This is a genomic window from Saccharothrix espanaensis DSM 44229 (genome assembly GCF_000328705.1).
Taxonomy (GTDB): domain Bacteria; phylum Actinomycetota; class Actinomycetes; order Mycobacteriales; family Pseudonocardiaceae; genus Actinosynnema; species Actinosynnema espanaense.
This window is the reverse complement of sequence record NC_019673.1, coordinates 6,397,886-6,419,547: the sequence shown is the minus strand read 5'-3', so window position 1 is coordinate 6,419,547 and position 21,662 is coordinate 6,397,886. Positions and strand designations below refer to the sequence as shown.

Here is a 21,662-nt window from a genome sequence, read left to right as displayed (position 1 = left end):
CACCGCGGTGACGACGAGCATCCACGGTGACCTCGTCGCCACCGGTCACGGTGCCGCCGTCGGTGTGGTGCACGGCAACCTGAACCTGCACCCGCCACCACCGCGACCCGCGCCGGTCGTCCCGCGGCAGTTGCCCGCCGCGCCGGCCTTGTTCGCCGGGCGGAGCGCGGAGCTGGCCGGGCTGGACCGCGTGTTGACCGCCACCGCGGCGCCCGCCGACCCGGCGGGTGCCGGGCAGGGCGCGACGGTGCTGGTGTCGGCGATCGGCGGTGCCGGGGGCATCGGCAAGACCTGGCTCGCCCTGGCGTGGGCGCACCGCCGGCTGGAGCGGTTCCCCGACGGGCAGCTGTTCGTGGACCTGCGCGGGTTCAGTCCCGCCGGCGAGCCGGTGCGCGGCTTCCTCGACGCCCTCGAAGTCGACCCCAGGCGCATCCCCCCGCCGACCTCGACGCCCAGACCGCGCTCTACCGCAGCCTGGTGGCCGGGCGGCGGATGCTCGTCGTGCTGGACAACGCCGCCACCAGCGAGCAGGTCGTGCCGCTGCTGCCCGGCTCGCCGTCCTGCACGGTGCTGGTCACCGGCCGTCACCAGCTGGCCTCGTTGATCGACCGGCACGGTGCCCGACACCTGCCCCTGGACGTCCTGTCCCCGGAGGAGGCCCGCGGCCTGCTTGCCGCCCGCCTGGGCGCCGCCCGCGTCGCCGCCGAACCCGGGGCGGTGGACGAGTTGATCGGGCTGTGCGGGGGCCACCCGCTGGCGTTGTCGATCATCGCGCGCACCGCCGGGCCCCGCCTCGACGTCGCGTTGGCCGAGGCCGCCGCCGAACTGCGTGACCTCGGCCTGGAGGCGCTCGACCACGACACCGACCCGGCCGCCAGCCTGCCCACGGTGCTGTCCTGGTCCCTGCGCCGGCTCACCGACCGGCAGCGCACCGTGTTCGCGCTGCTGGGCATCGCCCCCGGTCCCGACACCACCCCGCCCGCCACCGCCGCCCTCACCGGCCTACCCGAGCGCACCGCCCGCAGGACGCTGAACGCGCTGGAGAACGCCTCCCTGCTGGAACGACGGCCGGGCGGCCGGTACGCGATGCACGACCTGGTCCGCCGCTACGCCGCGGACACCGCCCACACCACCCTGCCCGAGCACGCGCGGGAAGCGGCCCTGACCCGGGCGGGGGACTTCCACCTGCACACCGCTCACACCGCCGACCGCCTCCTCGACTCCCACAGCACGCTCCTGCCGCCCGAGCCGCCCGCGCCCGGCGTGCACCCGCACCCGCTGCCCGACACCGACGCGGCGCTGGCCTGGCTGGACGCCGAGCACGCCACCCTGCTGGCCACCCAACGCACCGCCGCCACCCTCGGCCACCACCAAACCGTCTGGCACCTGGCCTGGAACCTGGACACCTTCCACTTCCGACGGGGACACCGGCACGACGCGGTCACCACGTGGCGGGCCGCACTGGACGCCGCCGAGCACCTGCCCGACCCCGCCACCCGCGGTCGTACCCACCGGCTGCTCGGCCTCGCCTGCTCCCGGCTGGGCCTGCACGAACAGGCCGCCACCCACCTGGAGCAGGCCCTCGACCTGGCCGTACGCCACCACGACCCCACCGGACAGGCCCTCACCCACCGGGTGCTCGCGTACGACTGGGAACAGCGAGGGGACGACCGACAGGCACTGGAGCACGCCCACCACGCCCTCGACCTCTACCGCGCCCTCGACCTGCCGGTGCGGGAAGCCGGCGCGCTCAACGCGGTGGGCTGGTTCGCCGCGCGCCTGGGCCGGTTCGATACCGCCCGCGAGCACTGCCAGGCCGCCCTCACCCTGCACCGACACCACCACGACCCCGACGGCGAGGCGGCCACCCTCGACAGCCTGGGCTACATCGCCCACCACACCGGCGACCACCACCAATCCCTCGACCACTACCACCACGCCCTCACCCTGAACCGCGACCTCGGCAACGCCTACACGGTCGCGGACAACCTCGACGGCATGGGCCATCCCCACGCCGCCCTCGGACGACATGACCAGGCCCGTACGGTTTGGCGGGAGGCACTGGAGCTGTACCGGGACCAAGGCCGCGACGCCGACGCCGAGCGCGTCCAACGCCAACTCGACGACCTCGACCACACCTGAACCACGACGCCGCCCACCAGGGCAGTTACCGGACAACGAGCCATTGTCCGGTGAGTGAGCCTTCTTCAAGGAGTCGGATTTCTCGACTGGCAGAAGCCGTTCCGGCTCGTAGCGCCGTGCTCTGTCTGGCCGGCGTCGCCGTGATCATGTACGCCCCCGCTGACCACGCCCCCGGCCCGGCAGCCCCGGCCGTCGTGCGGCTGGCGCAGTGGTCACCGGATCGGCTTGCCGGCCGCACGAGGACGCGCGTCATGTCGGTAGGCTCGTGGTGTCGGCGAGGACGGGCAGGCCGAGATGGACCGGGCCGCCGGCCGGGCGGCCACGGGTCCGGTCGAGGACACGAGCTTGCCGGCGGCTGCTTTCAGGCTGGTCTCCAGTCCCTGGACTTCGCCGAGCCAGCCGTTGAGCCTGGCCTCCTTGATGCGGTCGCGGAGGTTGGCGATGATCTCGACCAGGCGCGGGCGGGCTCGGGGGTCGACGCGCAGGCTGGGGCAGCGGATGCACCGTTGACTGAACTAACTCCGGGATTTAGGCAGGTGGCGAAACCGCGTGGGAGCGTGTCGGTAGCTTGCCGACGTGATCGAATCGGAAGGGCAAGGCCGCGATCTCGCCGACCTGGTCGTGACTCGTGTCGGTCGGCTGGTGGCCACTGGCGAGCAAGCGGAGCCGTACCGCATGCTCGACGCCGATGGCGCTGTGGTCGAGCCGACGGCGGTGTTCTTGCGGGAGTTGTTGGCGGCTGGACGGTCAGCGGCAACTCTGCGCTCGTATGGCATGGGTCTGTTGCGGTGGTGGCGTTTCCTGCGCGCGGTGGATGTCGACTGGAACCGGGCGACTCGGGTGGAGGCCCGCGATTTCAGTTGCTGGATACAGCTGACGGTGAAGCAGCGTCGTCTGCTGAGCGATCGCAGCGAGGTTGGCAGAGGCGACGTGTCCGCTGCGGGAGTGCCGAATCCGGTCACTGGCAAGCTCGCGTTGGGAGATCGGTACGCGCCGGCGACAGTGGCGCACAGCGAGACGGTGTTGCGTGGCTTCTACGACTTCCACCGGGACGCGGGCACCGGCCCGATCCTCAACCCGTTTCCGCTCGACGCGTCCCGCAGGTCCCGGCGCGCGCACGCGCATCACAACCCGATGGACGGGTGGGCGCGCGAGCGACTGGGACGATATCGCCCGAAGGTGCCGCAGAGAATACCCCGGGCGATTCCCGATCAGCTGTTCAACGACCTGTTCGCCGCGCTGCCGTCCAACCGGGACCGGGCGCTGGTGGCGTTCTGGATCTCGACCGGAGTGCGCGCATCAGAGCTGCTGGGGACGCGGCAGTGCGACATCGACCCTGGCCAACATTTGATCACCGTGGTGCGCAAGGGAACCCGGACCGCGCAGCAGGTCCCGGCGTCGGCGGACGCGTTCGTGTGGTTGCGCTTGTACCAGGAGGAGTTGCACGGTCAGATCCCACGGGGCCGGACCCAGCCGGTGTGGTGGACGTTGCGCCTGCCGCGGCGGCCGTTGAACTACCACGCCGCACATCGCATGTTCGAGCGCGCCAACGCCGTACTCGGGTCGGACTGGACACTGCACGACCTGCGCCACAGCGCGGCGGCGAGAATGGCCCACGACCCGCAACTGACGCTCAGCGACGTGCAACTCGTCATGGGCCACGCACACCTGTCCACCACCGAGATTTACCTCACGCCCAACAAGAACGAGGTGATCGCCGGTGTCCTGGCCCATCACGCCCGCACCGCCGAACAGCGCGAGAAGCCGGTGCCCTCGCCGCCAGCGCCAGGCTACGACCCGAAGACGTTGAGCGTGCTGTTCGGGAGGACGCTGTGACCTCCATCGTCAAGCACAGCACCCGCAAACCGCTGCCCGCTGTCACCTCGGTCGCCGCAGAGCAGCGATTGCGGAACCGTCAGCTGCGCACCGAGTTTCCGCCACGATCGGCCGAGGAACGGTGGCTGCACACTGCGGCCACGGCCGAGCAGGTGCAGCAGCGGCTGACCGTGGCGCCCTTCGCTGCCGCGGCGAACGGCACCCAGGCTGCGCGCCGGCGCGGAGTGACCAAGCTCCTGCGCTGGCTGGCAATCTTCCCGGGCGACACCTGGCAGGACCGTTGGCTGGCCAGCGGTGCCGAGGAGCACCCTAGAGCGGGATGGATCGAGCTGCCGATGGAGTGGCTGGCAGCGCACGGCGGAGTGGCGTCCTACGACTCCACGGACCTGCCGTCCGGCCTACTGATACTGATCTGCGGCGACGTCATCCGCCCTGGCCTGCCATGGATGCTCACCCGCACCCATCGATATCTGGCGTCGGTGATGGCGCAGGTCAGGGATCCGGCAGGGTTCGCGAGGCTGGCTGAGCTGGCCGCCGCCGAACCGGCCAGCTCCCAGGGCGACGCGAAGATCGCGGCAACCCGGATCGCCACGATCCTGGCCTGCAAGGGCGGCACCATCGCCGAGGTCACCGTCGGCGACTGCGTCGAACTGGTCGAGACGATGCGGCGCGTCCATACCCGCGGCGGACAGAAGAAGGTCGACTTCTACCTACGGCTGCGCGCCCTGGGCGTCTTCCCCGGGGACGCGCCGCACAGCATCCGCGCGTTCGGCCTGGCCGGCGGGAAGTTGACGATCGAGCAGCTGGTTGACCGGTATCGCATACAGTGCCAGCCAATCCGAGACCTGCTGGTCGACTACCTGCGGGAGCGCCAACCATCGCTGGACTTCGTCAGCCTGGACGCCATCTCGCGGACATTGGCCGGGCTGTTCTGGGCCCGCGTTGAGGCCCTCGCGCCCGGCATCGACTCCCTGCGGCTCCCACCCGCGGTCGTCCGCGCCTGGGAGGACGAGCTGAGCTCGGTCAAACGCACCACGACCAATGCGGCCGGCGACCGGATCGAGGTGTCGACCCCTCGGCTGAACGCCAAGGACGAGCTTATGCGCGTCCGGGCGCTCTATCTCGACATCGCGCACTGGGCCGTCGAGGATCCAGCCCGCTGGGGGCCGTGGGTCGCGCCCTGCCCGATCAGTGGCGACGAGGTCCAGAAAGCCAAGGAGCGCAAGCACAGCAAGGCTCGCATGGATCAACGCACCCGTGAGCGGCTACCCGTACTGCCCGTGCTGGTGCGCACCGCCAACGACCGGCGCCTGGCCGCCGCCCGGCTCCTGGCGGCAGCACAAGCCACCGAACCGGGCGAGGTCATCGACAACACCAACGGGACACTGCGACGGGCCGTCGCCCCCAAGGTCATCGGTCGCCATGTCTGGGCCGAGGACACCGCCACCGGCAAGCGACGCAATCTGTCCTATGAGGACGAAGAAACGTTCTGGGCGTTCGCCACCATCGAAGTTCTGCGGCTGACCGGCATTCGCTGCGAGGAACTGCTCGAACTCAGCCACCACAGCATCACCGAATATCGATTGCCCAGCACCGGTGAACTGGTGCCGCTGCTGCAGATCGCCCCGTCCAAGACCGACACCGAACGGTTGCTGCTGGTCAGCCCCGAACTGGCTGACGTCCTCAGCGCCATCGTCCAGCGGTTGCGCACCCCTGAACGGCCTGTCCCGCTGGTGGTCTCCTACGACATCCGGGAGAAGATATGGCACCCACCAATGCCGCTGCTGTTCCAGCGGGGCATCGGCAACGAGCGCCGCGCGTTCACCCCCTCAGCCATCCGCAAGCTGCTCATCAACGCGCTCGCGGCGACAGGGCTTACCGACGCCACCGGCAACCCGCTGATGTTCCAAGCCCACGACTTCCGAAGAATCTTCGTCACAGACGCCATCATGAACGGGTTGCCGCCGCATATCGCTCAGATCATCTGCGGACACAAGACGATCGACACCACCATGGGCTACAAGGCCGTCTATCCCGCCGAGACGATCGAAGCGCATCGAGCGTTCATCGCCCGCCGCCGGGCTACCAGACCGAGCGAGGAATACCGGACCCCAACCGATGAGGAATGGGACTCCTTCCTCGCCCACTTCGAGAAAAGGAAAGTTTCGGTAGGGGTCTGCGCGCGAGCATTCGGATCACCCTGCGTCCACGAACACGCTTGTGTGAGGTGCTCGCTCCTGCGGCCGGACCCCACGCAACGGGCCAGATTGGAAGAAACCCGCGACAATCTGGAGGCCCGCATCATCGAGGCAAAACGGGAGGGCTGGCACGGCGAAGTTGAAGGACTCCAAGTCAGCTACAGCGGCGTCAAAGACAAGCTGGCCCAAGTTGATGTCACCCTCCAACGGGCATCCACTGCTACCGACCTAGGCATGCCGCCCTTCGGATCGATCTCTGGAAGAGCCTCTGTCCTACGAAAACTAAGTCCATAGAAACTTGTGTCAGGTGTTCACTACTGCGGTCTGGCCCAGCACAACGACCACGATTGGAGAAGATCCGCTACAGTCTGGAGGCCTGGACCATCGAGGCAAGCGCGAAGGTTTGCTCGAGGAAGTCGACGACCTATATCGGTGGCCACCAGGGTGTGCAGGCCCTGACTCGACCACTGCGGTGCCCCCGTTCTCGACGAGCATCTGCTGCCGGATTACTCTGGGGCGGGAAGTCGGCGGCAAGACGGACACATGCTCGGCCTGCTTTCGCTCACGTTTGACAAGAGTCGATCGGTCTGGATCAGGGAGGCAGGTCATGGAAAGCGTAGATCCCCTCGAAAAAAATATTGCGGAATGGCTCAAGCGGCAAGGATATATTCTTGAAGTTCGTGCAGCTAGAGCGTTTTTGAGGGCCCATCCACTGCAGGAACATTGGGGGCATTCGGAAACGGTTGAACAGGGCGTACATTACCTCGACCCGCAAGAGAGTAAGCTGCGAGAGATAGATGTAGTTGCATCATGGTGGAATCCAGTAAAGCGATCACATCCATCGATTACAAGGACCAATGGTGACGCCTGGCTAGGCCTGACCGTGGTTATTGAATGCAAACGAAGCCAAGTTCCATGGATACTTCTGGCCGCAGAGCGGCATAAATTTCACAAGATTCCACAATGGTTGGATCCGCTCAGTAAGGCATACATTGCGGATTTTAGAATCTATAGCGGCTATTGGGCAGGTACCCCACTGGGTGATTCGGGTGTTCCTGTTGCCCACTCGATCGTTCCAAGAGTTGAAAAGAATCCAGACAGGAATGCCCCGTTCGATGCGGTCAGGCAGGTGATAAGTGCGACCACCTCACTGCTCGAACAGGGTGGTCCGGGTGAAATTGACCAACCGTGGATTGACCTGTTCGTTCCCGTGCTCGTAACTGATGCACCCCTATTTGTCTGCCGACTTGACAACGAAGGCGATATCGTCGTCAAGTCGGTCGAATACGGGGTCTACTTAGATGCCGAGAATGGTCGCACCCGACACCAAGATATCCCTGTATATGTGGTGAATATCGCCTATATTGATCAGTTTGCGCAGATGTGCCATAACTCGGCAGAGCTCCTCTGGGGACAACCCAGTGGGCAGGGAGACGAGCTTTCCGAAGAGTAGTTGGACTGCATTGGCAATGACGGAAACATATTGGTCCTCGACGGTGCGGCTGCTGAGCCGGTGTCAGCGAAACGCACGTGCTGTTAGTTCAGAGAAGCAGGCGTGTTCGTGTTTGCAGGGGGTGCCGTAGGGGCGTCCGCATTCGCCGAGTTCGAGTTTGCGGGTGTGGAAGTGCTGCTGGAACTCCCGCCACTCGTGCTCGGTGGGTTCGCGGTATTCGGCCTCGGGACGCAGGGCGCGTCGGTTGTCGAGGAAGGTCCGGTAGGAGCGGACGAGTTCGTCGTCGAAGATCGCGGTGTAGGCCTGGGTGGTGGTGATGTTGGCGTGGCCGAGCAGGCGGGCGACGATGTGCAGGGGCAGGCCGCCGGAGACCGCTTCGGTGGCGAACATCCTGCGGAAGTCGTGCGGGGTGCAGTGCAGGGTGCGGCCCGCGCGGTCGGTCAGGCCGGTGCGGGTCAGGGTGCGGGTGAGCCACTTCTGGACGGTCTTCTTGTCGGGCACCTCCCAGCGCCAGCCGACGCGGTGCTGGAACAGGTGCGGCAGGGGCGGCCCGGTCACGCGTTCGTAGGGGTCGTAGCGGGCGGTGGCCGGGACCGGGCCGCCGTTCTCGGCGCGCAGCCGCGTGATGATCGTGGCCAGCACGCTGGCCAGTTCGGGGCCGACCAGCAGCAGGCGTTCGCGGTCTGCCTTGGACGGCACGACCTGGAGCATCGGGACGACCTCGCCGGTGTCGGGCAACCGGTAGGAGACCAGGGCGAGGTGGGTGAGTTCCAGCAGCTCCTCGATCCGGACGCCGGTGTCCCGCAGGACTTCGATCGCGGCCCAGGCCCAGAACGCCTCGTGCTCGTCCTGCGCGACGTCGGCGACCTCGCCGGAGTCGAGGTCCTCCGCCCGCGTGGGAAGGGTGTCCCCGCTGTAGTAGGGGGTTCCGTACGCGGCCGGTGCGACCCGACGGTACCGCCGCCCGTCGAACACGACCTCGCCCCCGAGCCGGGCCTGCCGGACCAGGGCCAGGAACCGGGCAGCGTCGGCCTTCTCCCGTTCTGCCGTCTCCACCAGGACCGGCAGGTGCGGCAGCCGGTCCCGCACCCGCTGGTGCATCTCCGCGGTGCTGCGCCGCCTGGCCTTGGCGTGGCCGACGGTGTCGCTCTTGCGGACGGGGTTCGGAACGCTCCACCGCGCCCAGGAAGGGTCGTCCTGAGCCCACTCCTGCACATCCCGGTAGAAGCAGCGCACCACGACGAACAACCCCCAGCGCTCTTTGCGCGGCCTGGCGCCGGACGCGGCACCGGTCGTGGTCCGCATCCGCTCCTTCCACGCCTCGGCGACCTCACCGGGCAGGTGCAGACTGTCGATGCCGGGGTGATGCCGCTCGATGTCGGCCCAGAAGCTCCCGGCCAGGCGGGCGGCGAGCTGGACGAGGCTGTTGTAGTCCATCGCCGGTCGGCGTTCGTCGAGGTAGCGGATCAGCACCTCCCGGACGTCGCGGGAACGGATGCCGTGCCGGTCCACCATCTCGGCGGTGGACTGGCGGCCGTGGCGCACCGCGTCCCTGAGGGTGGCGTGCTCGCCCATGTCGGCCACACCGCACAGCAACGACCACGCCAGCGGCAGGTCGGGGTCCGGACAGCCGCGTCGCCGCGTGGAGTTCGCGCGCAGGGCCAACAGGTCCTCGGCGGTGAGCAGGTCGACGTCGCGGCCGGTGTGCAGCACCATCCTGCTGACCGCGACCAGCGCCAGCCGCACCCGGTGGGGTTCGGCCTTCAGCGCGCGGCCGCGTTCCTCCACCAGCGCGAACAGATCCGGCCTGAACCGCCGCCGGACGTGCGCGAACAGAGACGTCGCGCGGAAGGAGGCCAGGAAACCGTAGCCGGGCAGCACGATCCGGCACAGCAGCAACGACGTCAGCCCCTCGACCAGGATGTCGCGGCGGGTCGCACGACCGGGCCCGCCCTCCCGGGGCTCGTCGGCCAGCGTGTCGATCCAGGACAGGTCCCGGTCCGCGCCGGAGACCAGCCACCGGTCCTGCCAGCCCTGCCCGGGATGGGCCTGCAACCAGTCCAGGATCCGACGGGCTCCCCGCTCCTGGCGCCGATGGTTGCCGTACCGCTCGGCGTTGGTCCAACTCGGCAACGTCGGAAACAGGGCCAGCACCTCCTCGGCCGAGAGCCGGTCGCCGCAGGCCGCGGCGGCACGGGTCTCCACCACCTCGTCGAGGCGCTTGAACTTCGAGGCCGACCGGGACGGGCGCCGCGGGCCCGACCGCGTCCCTTCCTCCGATCCGGTGGGCGCGGTGGTCATCGGACGACACCTCCGAGAAGGACGGCCAGGTCCGCGGCGTCGTAGCCGGCCGCGACGAGGGGCGGCCGCGGCGCCCGGTTATCGCGGTCGGCCAGGTGCCGCCGCACCCTGTACACGACCTGCGCCTGGCCCTCCACCGCGTACACGTCCGCCGTGGTGGACAGGTGGGCGTGACCGAGGATGACCTGCACGTCCCTGAGCGACAGCGAGTCGTCGCGCGACATGCGCAGGGCCGCGGTGTGCCGCAGGTCGTGCATCGACCAGTTGGTGCCCAACACCGTGTTGACCCAACGGAACACCGCCCGCAGCGCCTCGTAGTTCATCGGCTGCCGCCGCAGCCCTTCTCCCCGCTCACGCCGCCGCAACGTCCACCAGATCGGCTCGTTCGGGTCGGGCAGACCACCGAGGTCGGCCAGGTACAGGCGCAGCCACACGAACGCCTCCGGGCTGGCCGGCAGCCACTGCTGGGCACCGGTCCCCTTGCGCGTCACCCGCACCAACCGGTCGCCCCAGTCCAGGTCCACCCCTCGTACCCCGAGCAGTTCCGACGCCCGCGCGCCGTTGCCGACGTCCAACGACAGCAACGCCCGGTCCCGGTTCGACCGCAACTGCCCGAACACCTCCCGCCAGCGCTCCTCGGGCATCTCGCGCGGAAGACGGTGGGGAAGCTTCGGGTTGTAGCGGACCCGGCCCTCGGCACGGAACGGCTCCAGCGGATTGTGGTGGGCGTGCGGCCTTCCGCCGCGCCACCGCCGATCCAACTGCACCGGATTGACCAACGGCCCCTCGCCGAGGTCCAACCAGAACCCGTAAAAGCTGCGCACCACCGCGTTGGAGTGCCGGATCGTCCGGGGTTCGTACCCGTCGCCCAGATTCCGCTTGCGGGTAACCGGATTGACCGTGCCCGCCGTCACCAGCGTCACCGTGCGCCGATGGCGCCGGGGCTTGTCCGCCTGCTCCACCACAACACCAGGTCACGGACCTCGGCAGGCCGCGCCCGATCCCACGGCACCCCCACCGCCCGCAGCCAACTTCTCTGCACCAAGCAAGAGGACACGCCGGGTTGATCGGTTCAGATGCTCAAGGAGCCGTCGTCTCGCCTTCACATCCGCACCGTGCCGCCAGACGATCGCACAGCGTCCTGTAATGCCGATGGAGTGCCACTATTGACGGGTGATCTTGCGTAGCGCTGAGACATGCCAGCGTGTTGCTGGTGCCGCGTGGCGGTGGGTGTTAGACCAGGTGCGGTGGGAGGATGGGTTGTGGATCCCGGAATCGGTGTCCGGTCCGCTGGTGCCGCAGTACCGGGACGGCATGTACTACGGGGTCGGCGGTCTGGCTCATGCGCTGATCGAGATCCGGCTTTCTCGTCCGTGGACTGCTGAAGAGCAGCGCGTAGCGGACGCCGTCGTTGAGCGGCTGCGCGGTGCGGTGTCCACCACGACCGACTACAGCTTCTTCAACGGGCTGGTCAGCACGATCGGTGTGCTGACCGCGCTCGATGCTGCCGGAGCGGATGCGGCCGTGGACCGGCTGATGGTGCTCGCCGCACCTGATGGCTGGCCTCAGACATCCCTTGGCCCACCGCGGTTCCTGCCCGGCACCCGCGTCCACGATGTGGTGCTGGGCACGGCCGGAGTCCTGCTGGGCGCATTGTGGGCGGGGCGAATGAACGTGGCGGGCGCGCACGCCCTCGCAGAACACGCCGTCGGCGTGCTCATGGCCGAGCGGGAGGAGGAACAGACCGGGGTCAACTGGCGTGACGTACCCCAGCGCTTCCGCACCGATCCCGGCGGGCAGGCGCCCAACTTCTCGCACGGTCTCGCGGGCATCGCGACGACGCTCGCGCTGGCCGGTGCCGAGCTCGACCGGCCGGACCTGATCTCGGCCGCGGTAAGCGGTGCGGAACATCTGGTGGCACTGGGCAAGACGGACGGTCCAGGTTTCGTCGTGCCTCGCCGCATACCCGGCAACCATGCCGACGAGGACGAGTTCAGCTACGGCTGGTGCCACGGCCCCACCGGGACTTCGCTGCTCTTCCTCGCCCTGCATCGAGCCGGCGTGGCGGAGGTGGCCGGTGCGCCGCCGCTGGTGTGGCACCGCCGGTGCCTGCACAGCGTCCGCACGTCTGGTCTGCCATCGCGCCTTTACCCCGGCTTCTGGGACAACGACGGACGTTGCTGCGGCACTGCGGGCGTAGGCGAGGTGTTCCTGGACTCTTGGCATCGCAGCGGCGACCCGGACGACCTGGAGTTCGCTCTCCAGTTGGCAGACACCCTGGTCGACAATGCCGTGGTCGAGGGATCTCATGCCTACTGGCGGTTCATCGAACACCGTGCACCAGCTCCCCTGCTTCCGGCGGGAGTTGGCTGGATGCAGGGTGCAGCCGGGATCGCCGCATTCCTCCTCCGTGTCAGTCGCGTCATGCAGGCAGGGCCGAAGGCCGCACCGATTCCCCGCATGGACAACTGGTGGACACTGCCCAGCGTGAGCCCATAGCGCCATCTTCGGTTTGGCACGGCTGATTCGACGGTCTTCGTCAGCTCTCAGGCGGATTGGCCCCGGCACGAGTCAGCCGGCCGGGAGCGATCCGTCTGGCTCGGTCATTGGACTGCGCCGACGGCGGGCATGCCGAGGTCGACCTGGCGGGTGATCCGGGTGAGCCGCAGGGCGTCGGCGCGCTTGTCGCGCAGGCACTGGAGTGTGCGGTCGATCTCAGGTCGACCTCACTCGCCGGGTCGCCGGAGTCGGCTGGATGCTGGGGATGCCGAGATTGACAGGCGCGATGCGGGCCAGTCGGTTGGTCTCCTCCCGTTTCTGTCGGAGGAGGGCAAGGGTGAGGTCGATGCCCTCGACCTCACCCAGCCAACTCTCACGTTCCGCCCGAGCGCGGCGGGCCAGTAGGTGGTGAGTTCAGGCGGTGGAAGCATCCGCTTCGAGGAGTTCGGTGAATACCTCGCTGGGTTTTCTCCAGTCGTGGATCTTACGGGGTCGGTCGTTGATCTCGGCGGCGATGGCGGCGAGGTAGCGGGGATCGGAGGGGATGTCGACGCCCTTGGGCAGGAACTCGCGCACGATGCGGTTGAGGTTCTCGTTGCTGCCGCGTTCCCACGGTGAGTGCGGGTGGGCGAAGAAGACCGGCAGTCCGGTGGCGGTCACCTGTTTGTGCAGGGCCATCTCGGAGCCGCAGTCCCAGGTCAGGGAAGGTTTGACCGACGACGGAAGGTCGCCGACGGCGGCGATGATCGCGTCGGTGACGGTCAGGGAGTCGCGTCCGCGCAGCGGGACCAGGACCAGGAAGCGGCTGGTGCGCTCGACCAGCGTCGCCACCGCACTCTTGCCCGCCTTGCCGATGACGAGGTCGCCTTCCCAGTGGCCGGGTACGGCCCGGTCGTCGGCCTCGGCGGGGCGTTCGTCGAGGTAGCGGGGCTCGCGGATGCGCGGCGCGGGCGCCGGACGCGGTCCCCGGCGGGCCGTGCGGCCGGTCCGCAGCGCCATCAACTCCCGGTTCAGCGTGGCGACAGGTTGGGCGTAGACCCACTGGTAGATGGCCTCGTGACTCACCCGGCCAGCGTCCTCGCCCGGTTCCTGGCGCGCCAACCACCCCGCGATCGACGCCGGTGACCAGCCCGCCCGCAACAATCCCGCCACCCGCGTCCGCAGGGCAGGGACGCGGTCCACCGCCAGCGACTTCGGTCGCGACCGGGCCGCGCTCGCCGCCTGTTCGGCCATCACAGCCCGATACCCGTCCCGACCGCCGTGCCGGATCACCTCACGCGAGACCACCGAGGCGTTACGGCCGATCCGAACCGCGATCTCCTTGTACTCCAACGACTCGGCCACGCCACGGGAGATCTCCTCCCGATCGGCCAAGGACAACATCCGACGCACGGCGGGCAATCCTTCCCCACCGAACACCAAGATCACATGCTACGACCGCCTGAACCTGCCCACCATGAGCGGCAACTGCCAGAGCAAACCCGTGCCGCGATCGGCGTCGGCTGCGCACAGCGGGCACGCCCGGCGCAGCCCCGGTCCGCAGATCCACGGCCCATCCCAGGGGCGTCCGCGGTTGAGCTGATACGAGGGGGCCGCTCTCGGCGGGAACAGCACCGAGTTGTCCCGGACGTAGTTGTCGAACACCTCCCGGTCCTGGTTCGGGCTGGGCGGGTCGAACAGCCAGGGGGACCACCCGGCCAGGGTCATCATGCGCAGTCGGGCAAGGTCGACGCCGGTGCGTTCAGCGATCGCGGCGAGCATCGCCTCGGGCGGGCACCCGTCGAGCAGTTCCGGGACCTGCAGGTCGACCAGGCCGAGGTTGTGGGTCAGCAAGTCTTTCGCAGGCAGGTCGTAGAGGCGCGCCAGACGGCGAAGCCATGACGACAGCGACTCCAGCGGGCCGGGCTGCGGATGCAGCGGCCACCGGCGAGCCGGACTCATGCCAGTTCGCGCTCGAACAGCCGGCGCCGTTCGGTCGGCCCCTCGTACGGCGCGAGCAACAAGGTGCGTTGGTTGATGAATTCCTCACCGGACTCGATCGCCGCCACGGCGGCATCGGTGAGCAGGCCGGCCAGCTCACCGATGGTGCCCTCGCTGCGGGTCAGCAGATAGGTCGCCATCTCCGGGTTGGCGATCGGCGAGGGCCGGCGCAGCGGAAACGACGCGGCGAAGCTGGCCAGCAGCGAGCAGGCGTCGGCATCGGGTTCCCAGCGGGGCAGGGTGAACGGGGCGAATCGGTTCTCCAACTGGTCGTCGGCGCGGATGGCCAGGTAGGCGTCCCGGATACCGACCCCGACCAACGGGATACGCAGTTCGTTGCCCAGAAACCGCAGCAGGTTCAGAGACTCCCTGCGGGCTTCGCCCCGGCCGCCGAGCACGTTGTGCAGCTCGTCGATCACCAGCGTGCGCACCGAGGCCGCGCGCAGCAACCGCAGCACGAGCTGTTCCAGCTCGGCCAGCCGATACCGCGCCCGCAAGGGCGCGCCGAGCGCGGCCAGCAGCGCGGTGTAGAACCGGTTGATCGACGGCTCGGACGGCATCTGCACCACCAGGACCGGGATCTCCTCCCGATCCTCGTGCGAGATCGGCGGGTGGAAGCGCCGGAACTTCTCGATGATCATCGACTTGCCGTTGTTGGTCGGACCGATCAGCAACAGGTTCGGCATCCGCTGCTTGGACGGCCAGGAGAACAACGTCTCCAACCGCTCCAGCGCGGCGGTGGCCCGGGGGTAGCCGATCCACCGATCCGCCCGCACGTACCGCACCCGCTCCTCGTCCGGCAGGCGTGCGATCCGCCTCGCCGACTCGTGCAGGTGCGCCAAGTCCAGCTCGCCGTCGTCGTCCAGACCCTCGTCGGTGCTGCTGTCCCCGGTGGTCACCACTGCTCGATCACCTCGAACGGTTTCGCCACCGCGCCCGCCTCCTCGTCTGGCGGGGGCGGCGCCGACAGTGAGGCCGGCGGCCTGGCCGGGGTCGCGGTGCGGCGCTCGCGGTCGCGACGGGCCTTGCGGGTACTGGCTCCAGCGTCCTCGGTGATCTGGCGCATCCGCTCGACCATCGTGAACACCGACTGCTCGTCGACCTCGGCGCGCCCCTGCTCGCGCAGCCGGGCGAGCGCAGCCTGCTGCTCCCACACGCTGATCGGCGGCCGCGACAGCGTCCGGTACGGCACCTCCACGTAGGCGTCGCCTTCCGGCGACAGCGCCCAGATCCGGGAGATGTCGCGCGGGTCGCGGCGCAACACGAACTTCCCGAGCCGCTCGCGCCGGGCGATCCACGGCTTGAGCGCGTCGCCGTAGTACTGCACGTGGTCGATCTGGAACCCGGTGCGCGACAGGCTGCGCCGGATCACCGGCAGGAAGTCCACCAGGAACGCCGTCTGGCCGGCCACGGTGACCGGCGCCCCGTGTTCGGCGACCTGCTCGGCCCACACACCGGCAGGGGTGCGGCCCAGCGTCTCGTGCACCTGCCCGTGGTAGCAGGCCGTCGCCAGCGCCAGCCACGAGTTCAGCTCGGCCACGGTCAGCACCGCGTTCCCGTCGCTGTCGTAGCCACCGCGCGCCGCGGTGTTGGAGAAGGTGGTGCCCGGCAGCTCGTCGTGCACCATCCGCATCATCGTGCCGATCAGCCGCTCCACGATCCCGCCGAAGTGCGGCTGCCCCTTGGGGCGGTACCGCAGGGCGATGCCGTGCTGGTCACAGCCCCGGCGCAGGGCCTCGCTCTTGAATTCGGCGGCGTTGTCCACGTACAGCTCGCGCGGTTTGCCGCTCATCGGCCACACCGCCTCCACCCCGAGCCGTTCGAGCCAGGCCCGCTTGTCGGTGACCATGTGTGTCAGGCACAACCCGACCGAGGTCGCCGACGGCGCCTCCAGCGTCACCACCAGGCCCACCACGCAGCGGCTGGCCACGTCGATCGCGGCGGTGACACAGGGGCGGCCGATCGGCAACCGGTGCCGCTCGTCGACCACGATCACGTCCACCGGGGTGTGGTCGACCTGCACCTGCTCCAACAGCCCGGTGACCTCCGGCGGCACACCGCCGGCCGACCGCCGCGATCGGGCCGAGTCGGAGCCTTCGCGCGCCGATACCGACTTCAGTGGGTCCAGCCGCTCGATCCGACGCAACACCGTGCCCCGAGATGGCGTCCGCAGACCCAGCGCACGGCACCGCCGCGTGATCTCCCGGCACACCGCCGCCACCGAACGGCGCTGCCGGGTCAGATACCGAGTCCGCAGCACCTCCCGCACGATGACTCGACCTCATCGGGCAGACGCGCGCCGCCGCCCCCACCGCTGGACCGCTGCGGAAGCAGATCGGTGACCACCCCTTCACCCGTGCGCCACCGGCGCAGCAGCACGTACACCTGCCGACGGGACAGCCCCAACTCCGCCGCGGCGGCATCGGCGGCCTCCAGCCCGACGGCATCCACGCGAGCCAGCCGACCGATCACCTCCGCCCGGCGCACCGCGGCGTCCCAGACCTTCACCGGCGCCGAGAACACGCCGCGCTCCAGCACGGTCGCCAGCTCATCAGCCATCCCGGACCTCGCCCTCGCGCACAGGAGTACGGGTCGAAGCGGACGCTAGTGCACAGAAGTACGGACACGACAGAGGCCCACACCCGTCTGCACTAACACCCGAACACCCAGGTCACCCATGCAGACGACTTCGGACATCGACAGCGGAGGTGTCCTTGACGGCCTTCTCGAAATGGATCGTTTTTGAGAAGTGACTAGGCCGGATGGCCCTTGTGGAGTCAGTGGGCGATCTTTAGCCTTCATCTTTAGTAGAGATCAGAAACTAATCGTGGAGGTCGGATGGACAGCTACGAGGCACTGCGCACCGCAGTGGCGAACAACGACGGACTGCGCAAGACCACGATGGACACGCTCAAGAAGATCCAAGGGGCGGGTCGGCTCGGGGTACACGTACGTACAGAGATCAGTCGGGCCCTCGAATCACACGGTCTCGGACACCTGCCCCAGGAGCTTCCGCCGAACCAGGAGGACGTGGTGCGGCTCTACCTGCTGGGCAGTCCGGTCGCCGACGTCATCAAGGCGGTCCTGAACCCCAGCGACCGGGGCGACGAGACGCTCCGGTCCATCGGCGGATCCGAAGCCGAGGACCTGCTGCGCCAGATCCGGCAGCTCGTCTGCGGCTGACCCCGCGTTTCCCCACTACAAGAAAGGCACTCCCATGACCCTGTACGTCTACGTCGACAACTCCAACATCTGGATCGAGGGCCAACGCATCCAAGCGGTCCGCACCGGCCTGGCCCCCGACGTCCGCACCGCCATGGCACGACAGATCACCGCGCCCTGGACCTACGACTTCGGCAAGTTCTACGACTTGCTCTGTCCATCGGACCAGTTCGTGGGCAGATCGATCCTGTTCGGCTCCAGACCACCGGAGAACGACAGCATCTGGCAGAAGGTCCGCGACGCCGACTTCGAGGTGGTGACCTTCGACCGCAGCGTCTTCACCAACAAGGAGAAGCAGGTCGACACCGCCCTGGCCACCAAGATGCTGGAGGACTCCTTCACCTACATGAAGTCCGACATGGGGGACATGGCAGTCTTGGCCGCCGGTGACGGCGACTTCCTGCCCACGATCCGCTCGTTGCAGGGGCGCGGTCTGGGAGTGCGGGTCGTGTCCTGGAAGCACGCCGTCAGCCGTGAGCTCCGCGACACAGCCGACGAGTTCGTCGAGCTCGACCCTCACTTCGACTACCTGTCCAGGCCGCCGTCGAGCTAATGACTGCACAACGGCCAAGCAGTCGCGTGCGCGGATCGCGCCCCCGCCGGTCGAGGTCGAGCAACATCACAGCGTCCTGGCCAGCGGCCAGGACGCTGTGATGAAGGCGCACAGCTGCGGTGCGCCGGCACGGCGGGGTTCCGTGCGACCAGCCGGTCAGCTGGCCGGTACGTGCGGCCGCGTATGTCAGAAGTCGGTGGTCAACGGCGGCGGAAGCTGTTCTCCGGGCGCCGTTCGGGCATCGAGCTGGGGTGGCTCAGCCTGCCGTTTGAGGCTGTGGCCAACCATCCCGCCCACCTGCCGATGAACTCGTCGAGGTCGTCCACGGTCAACGGTGTGAACGGCCAGGCGAGCTGCCACTCCGCCATGCCGGTCCACAGTGCCTTGGCCGCCTCCGTGCCGGGGTCGAGGGCGAACGGGTCCTGCCGCACCGGGCGGTTGAGCAGGGGCGAGACCATGAACGCCGTCTCGAACCACTGGTAGCTGCCTTGGCCGGTGGGGGCGGCGTCGCAGAACCACAACGAGTGCTCGCGCCCCTCGTAGCCGTAACTGTCGGCCGGGATGAGCAGATCGATCTCGGTGTGCGCGATCACGTCGAAGCCAGGGCGGTCCCACGAACCCCATGCCGATTCCGCCGTCGGCGTGGGACCGGTCAGGGTGAGCACGGCCTGCCCCAAGTGGATCTCCCAGCCGCCACCGCGCACCGCTTGGACGACGGCTCCCGGGGCGTTGCTGGTCAACGCGTCCTTGAACGCGTCGGCGATCCTGGCGAAGCTGCGCGTGGCCGCCTCGAACAACCCCGCGCGCCGCTGCTGCTCCGACTGCGCCACGGACTCCGCTCGCACCGACGCGGCCTTGCTGACGGCTTGTGCGCGGTTGGCCTCCTGCAACGCGGCCAACCCAGGTGAGGCAGCCTGTTCGGCCGCGCGTTCGAGGCGCTTGACCAGGTTTACGGCGTTGGGGCGGGCCTGCGGGGACTTGTACAGGCACTCCTCCACCAACGCGGCCAGTACCGCCGGGGCGGACACCAGGTGCGGCACGTCGCCGTGCAGGTGTGCCTCGCGCAGTTCGTGGACGTACCCGCCGGTGAACGGCGGAGCGCCCGACAGCAGTTCGTAGGCGATGCACCCGAAGGAGTAGACGTCGGTGGCGGCGGTGGCGCGTTCGTTGCTCCACCGTTCCGGCGCCGCGTAGAGCACGGAGAAGGCTCCCTTGCGCGTGTCCGGGGCGGTCGTGGCGTCCGCGTAGCGGGCGATACCGAAATCGGCCAGGCACCAGTGGCCGTCGAGCAGCAACACGTTGCCCGGTTTCAGGTCACGGTGTACGACGCGGCCTTCCAGATCGGCCAGCGTCACCGCGATGTCGCGCAGCACCGCCACCGCGGAGCCGACGTCGAGAGAGCCGCCGACCTGCTTGAGGTGTTCTTCCAGAGAGCGTTCCGCGCGTGGCATGACCAGCACCCACGCGTCGTCGGTCTCACCGTCGTCGATGATCGGCACGACGTTGCGGACCCCGTCCAACTCGGCGAACAGCAGTTCGCGCTCCGCGCCGGGCTCCTTGGGCACCAGCTTGGCCGCACCGTTCACCCCCGACTCGGAACGCGCCTCCAGCACTTGGCCGTAGCCGCCCCCGCCGATCCGGTCGCCGAGCTCCCACACACCATTCTTGCAGGTAATACGCATCGAACCATCTCCGTTCACACTAGATCCAGAAATGTTAAACACCGGGTCCGACAATTTCGGACCGGCGGCGGTCACAAGCCTGGCGAGGGGCGGTCACGGAGCGGACGGAACCCTTGGCGGGCGTACTCGGCCTCGACCGGGAACTCGTAGGTGCCGTAGGGGTTGACGTGTTCCATCAGGGCCGGGGAGACGTGGGCGAGCAGGTCGTGGTCGATACGGCCGCGGCGGGCGGCCAGGTGCTCTAGTGCGAGTTCGAGGTAGGCGGTGTTCCAGGTGATAATCGCGTTGACCACCAGTGACAGGCACAGCGCCTGTTCGGTCTGCTGTTCGTGGTGGCGGCGCCGCACCGAGCCCTCATGGGCGAAGAACAGATCGCGGCGCAGGCTGTGCAGCGACTCGCCCTTGTTGAGCTGGCGGGTGATGCGCCGTCGGTAGGCCTCGTCGGCGAGGTAGCGCAGCGTTCTGTGGAATCTGATTTGTCAAGTTTGACCTGTTTCACCGTTCAGGCAGGCACAGGTCGAACTCGAGCGTCTTCACTGCCTGCGACGTAGAGTGCGGAGTGCAGTACTCTCCGTAAATATGGGTCTGTTTGGGGAGCGGAAGTCGCCGGAACCGCCTCGACCTGCGGGGATTCCGGCTGACTGGCAGCTGTGTGACCACTGCACAGGACAAGGTCAGGTTCAGACGATGCCCGCCAGCCCCACTGAGGTTCACCATCGCCAGACGCGAAACTGTCCCCAATGTCGCGGCTATGGCTGGCATCCGCGCTTCGAGGGTGCCCCGTATGGCTTCCCGGGCGAGATCAACTGGCCAGATGGCCAGACGACCCACCCTGTGAGTCGACGTATGCGGAGGTAGCACTTGTTTCGCAGCGGCCAGCTCAGGTCGCATTGCTCCTGTCCACCGGCATGATCGGCAGTAGCGTGGCGGTGGCCGGGATGCCGATCTCGCGCGGCGAAGGCCCGCTCGGGGTGGGGACGTCGGCCAGCCGTTCCAGGAGTTGGTCGAGGGCGGCCTGGCCGTCGTCGACGGCGGCTTGTTCGTCGTCGGTCAGTGGGAGGTTGGCCAGCATCCGCTGGAGGTTGTCCTTGGCTTCCAGCAGTTGGCCCTTGCTGGAGTCCTTGGGGGTGTAGAAGTCGCAGCGGGCGCAGGCATCCGGTGCGGGCACTGCTCGAAGAACGTGTAGGTGCAGTAGCCGTGGCCCAGGTCGTAGTGCTGCCAAGGTTCGCCGGCGGCGGCCTGGCCGGAGGTGACGGCGTCCCGGTCGACCAGGACTTCGATGGTGTGGACGTTGCGGGCGAAGTAGCCGGCGTCGTTGTAGGCCCTGGCCAGTGTGTTCGGGGTGATCTTGGCGTAGTGCTGGGTGGCTTCCGGACTGCGGTGTCCGAGCCAGGCTTGCAGCTCGAACAGGGTCATCGGTGAGGTTCCCCCGATAGCTCGGAGGCTTTCAAGCATGGTCCGATAGGGTCTGAAGGGAGTCGTCCGTGGCAGCACCGAAGAAGTACCCCGACGAGTTGAGGGCTCGTGCGGTCCGGCTGTACAGGGAGTCGGATCCGAAGCCCGTGATCGCGCACCTGGCCCGCCAACTCGGCGTGCATCACGAGGCCCTGCGCAACTGGATCCGGCAGGACGAGGCCGACCGCGGCGAGCGGGGCGACCGGCCGACGACAAGTGAGTCGGAGGAGCTGCGCAGATTGCGGCGGGAGAACGCGGAACTCAAGCGCGCCAACGAGATCCTCAAGGCGGCATCCGCTTTTTTCGCTTCGGAACTCGACCCGACCCGGCGACGGTCGTGA

General features: G+C 68.3%; 19 protein-coding genes. 9 read left to right on the top strand and 10 right to left on the bottom strand.

Features of this window, described 5'->3' with window-relative positions:
• Positions 1-7: 7 nt before the first annotated feature.
• From BN6_RS50075 to BN6_RS46040, 5 genes are all read left to right on the top strand, one after another.
• Entirely contained in the window at positions 8-604 is a 597-nt protein-coding gene (locus BN6_RS50075) for a hypothetical protein (RefSeq protein ID WP_331712606.1), read from the top strand.
• Positions 493-2,142, top strand: a complete 1,650-nt coding sequence (locus tag BN6_RS27620; RefSeq protein ID WP_331712649.1) for a tetratricopeptide repeat protein — start codon at positions 493-495, stop codon at positions 2,140-2,142. The genes BN6_RS50075 and BN6_RS27620 overlap by 112 nt, the downstream gene beginning before the upstream one ends.
• A 576-nt stretch (positions 2,143-2,718) precedes the next feature.
• Positions 2,719-3,978, top strand: coding sequence for a tyrosine-type recombinase/integrase (locus BN6_RS27610; protein WP_015103106.1), 1,260 nt, complete (start codon positions 2,719-2,721; stop codon positions 3,976-3,978).
• Positions 3,975-6,470, top strand: a complete 2,496-nt coding sequence (locus BN6_RS27605; protein ID WP_015103105.1) for a site-specific integrase — start codon at positions 3,975-3,977, stop codon at positions 6,468-6,470. The genes BN6_RS27610 and BN6_RS27605 overlap by 4 nt, the downstream gene beginning before the upstream one ends.
• Positions 6,471-6,783: 313 nt before the next feature.
• Entirely contained in the window at positions 6,784-7,629 is an 846-nt protein-coding gene (locus BN6_RS46040; protein ID WP_148303045.1) for a hypothetical protein, read from the top strand.
• A 63-nt stretch (positions 7,630-7,692) separates the two neighbouring features.
• On the opposite strand, the gene BN6_RS27600 is transcribed toward BN6_RS46040, so the two are convergent.
• Both BN6_RS27600 and BN6_RS27595 read right to left on the bottom strand, forming a co-directional pair.
• Positions 7,693-9,930 carry a site-specific integrase gene (locus BN6_RS27600; protein WP_015103103.1) on the bottom strand — a complete coding sequence of 746 codons (2,238 nt, stop codon included), beginning with the start codon at positions 9,928-9,930 and terminating at the stop codon, positions 7,693-7,695.
• The gene (locus BN6_RS27595; RefSeq protein WP_015103102.1) at positions 9,927-10,895 is read right to left on the bottom strand and encodes a tyrosine-type recombinase/integrase; all 969 of its coding nucleotides are present in this window, start codon (positions 10,893-10,895) and stop codon (positions 9,927-9,929) included. The genes BN6_RS27600 and BN6_RS27595 overlap by 4 nt, the downstream gene beginning before the upstream one ends.
• A 295-nt stretch (positions 10,896-11,190) precedes the next feature.
• On the opposite strand from BN6_RS27595, the gene BN6_RS27590 reads away from it, so the two are divergent.
• Positions 11,191-12,429: a lanthionine synthetase LanC family protein gene (locus tag BN6_RS27590; protein ID WP_148303033.1), complete on the top strand. Its 1,239-nt coding sequence runs from the start codon at positions 11,191-11,193 to the stop codon at positions 12,427-12,429.
• Between the two features lie 414 nt (positions 12,430-12,843).
• On the opposite strand, the gene BN6_RS43050 is transcribed toward BN6_RS27590, so the two are convergent.
• The 5 genes from BN6_RS43050 to BN6_RS50405 form a co-directional block, all read right to left on the bottom strand.
• Complete coding sequence (locus BN6_RS43050) at positions 12,844-13,812, bottom strand: IS30 family transposase (RefSeq protein ID WP_041314256.1); 969 nt, start codon at positions 13,810-13,812, stop codon at positions 12,844-12,846.
• 48 nt (positions 13,813-13,860) lie between these two features.
• On the bottom strand, positions 13,861-14,370 hold the full coding sequence (locus BN6_RS27575) for a TniQ family protein (RefSeq protein ID WP_015103100.1): 510 nt from the start codon (positions 14,368-14,370) through the stop codon (positions 13,861-13,863).
• The gene (locus BN6_RS27570) at positions 14,367-15,308 is read right to left on the bottom strand and encodes a TniB family NTP-binding protein (RefSeq protein ID WP_231904762.1); all 942 of its coding nucleotides are present in this window, start codon (positions 15,306-15,308) and stop codon (positions 14,367-14,369) included. The genes BN6_RS27575 and BN6_RS27570 overlap by 4 nt, the downstream gene beginning before the upstream one ends.
• Positions 15,305-16,465 (bottom strand): Mu transposase C-terminal domain-containing protein, encoded by a 1,161-nt coding sequence (locus BN6_RS27565; RefSeq protein WP_197540202.1) that lies wholly within the window; start codon positions 16,463-16,465, stop codon positions 15,305-15,307. The genes BN6_RS27570 and BN6_RS27565 overlap by 4 nt, the downstream gene beginning before the upstream one ends.
• Before the next feature lie 182 nt (positions 16,466-16,647).
• Complete coding sequence (locus BN6_RS50405) at positions 16,648-16,968, bottom strand: helix-turn-helix domain-containing protein (protein ID WP_015103097.1); 321 nt, start codon at positions 16,966-16,968, stop codon at positions 16,648-16,650.
• 279 nt (positions 16,969-17,247) lie between these two features.
• Between BN6_RS50405 and BN6_RS27560 the strand changes: the two genes are divergently transcribed.
• Positions 17,248-17,592, top strand: a complete 345-nt coding sequence (locus tag BN6_RS27560) for a hypothetical protein (protein ID WP_015103096.1) — start codon at positions 17,248-17,250, stop codon at positions 17,590-17,592.
• 34 nt (positions 17,593-17,626) lie between these two features.
• Complete coding sequence (locus BN6_RS27555) at positions 17,627-18,184, top strand: NYN domain-containing protein (protein WP_015103095.1); 558 nt, start codon at positions 17,627-17,629, stop codon at positions 18,182-18,184.
• Positions 18,185-18,384: 200 nt separating this feature from the next.
• Here the strand turns inward: BN6_RS27555 and BN6_RS27550 are convergent, their stop codons facing one another.
• The 3 genes from BN6_RS27550 to BN6_RS49145 form a co-directional block, all read right to left on the bottom strand.
• Complete coding sequence (locus tag BN6_RS27550; RefSeq protein ID WP_015103094.1) at positions 18,385-19,866, bottom strand: serine/threonine protein kinase; 1,482 nt, start codon at positions 19,864-19,866, stop codon at positions 18,385-18,387.
• Between the two features lie 71 nt (positions 19,867-19,937).
• Entirely contained in the window at positions 19,938-20,324 is a 387-nt protein-coding gene (locus BN6_RS46035; protein WP_269454367.1) for a Tn3 family transposase, read from the bottom strand.
• A 422-nt stretch (positions 20,325-20,746) separates the two neighbouring features.
• Entirely contained in the window at positions 20,747-21,034 is a 288-nt protein-coding gene (locus BN6_RS49145) for a hypothetical protein (RefSeq protein ID WP_015103091.1), read from the bottom strand.
• Positions 21,035-21,350: 316 nt separating this feature from the next.
• On the opposite strand from BN6_RS49145, the gene BN6_RS27535 reads away from it, so the two are divergent.
• Complete coding sequence (locus BN6_RS27535) at positions 21,351-21,662, top strand: transposase (RefSeq protein WP_015103089.1); 312 nt, start codon at positions 21,351-21,353, stop codon at positions 21,660-21,662.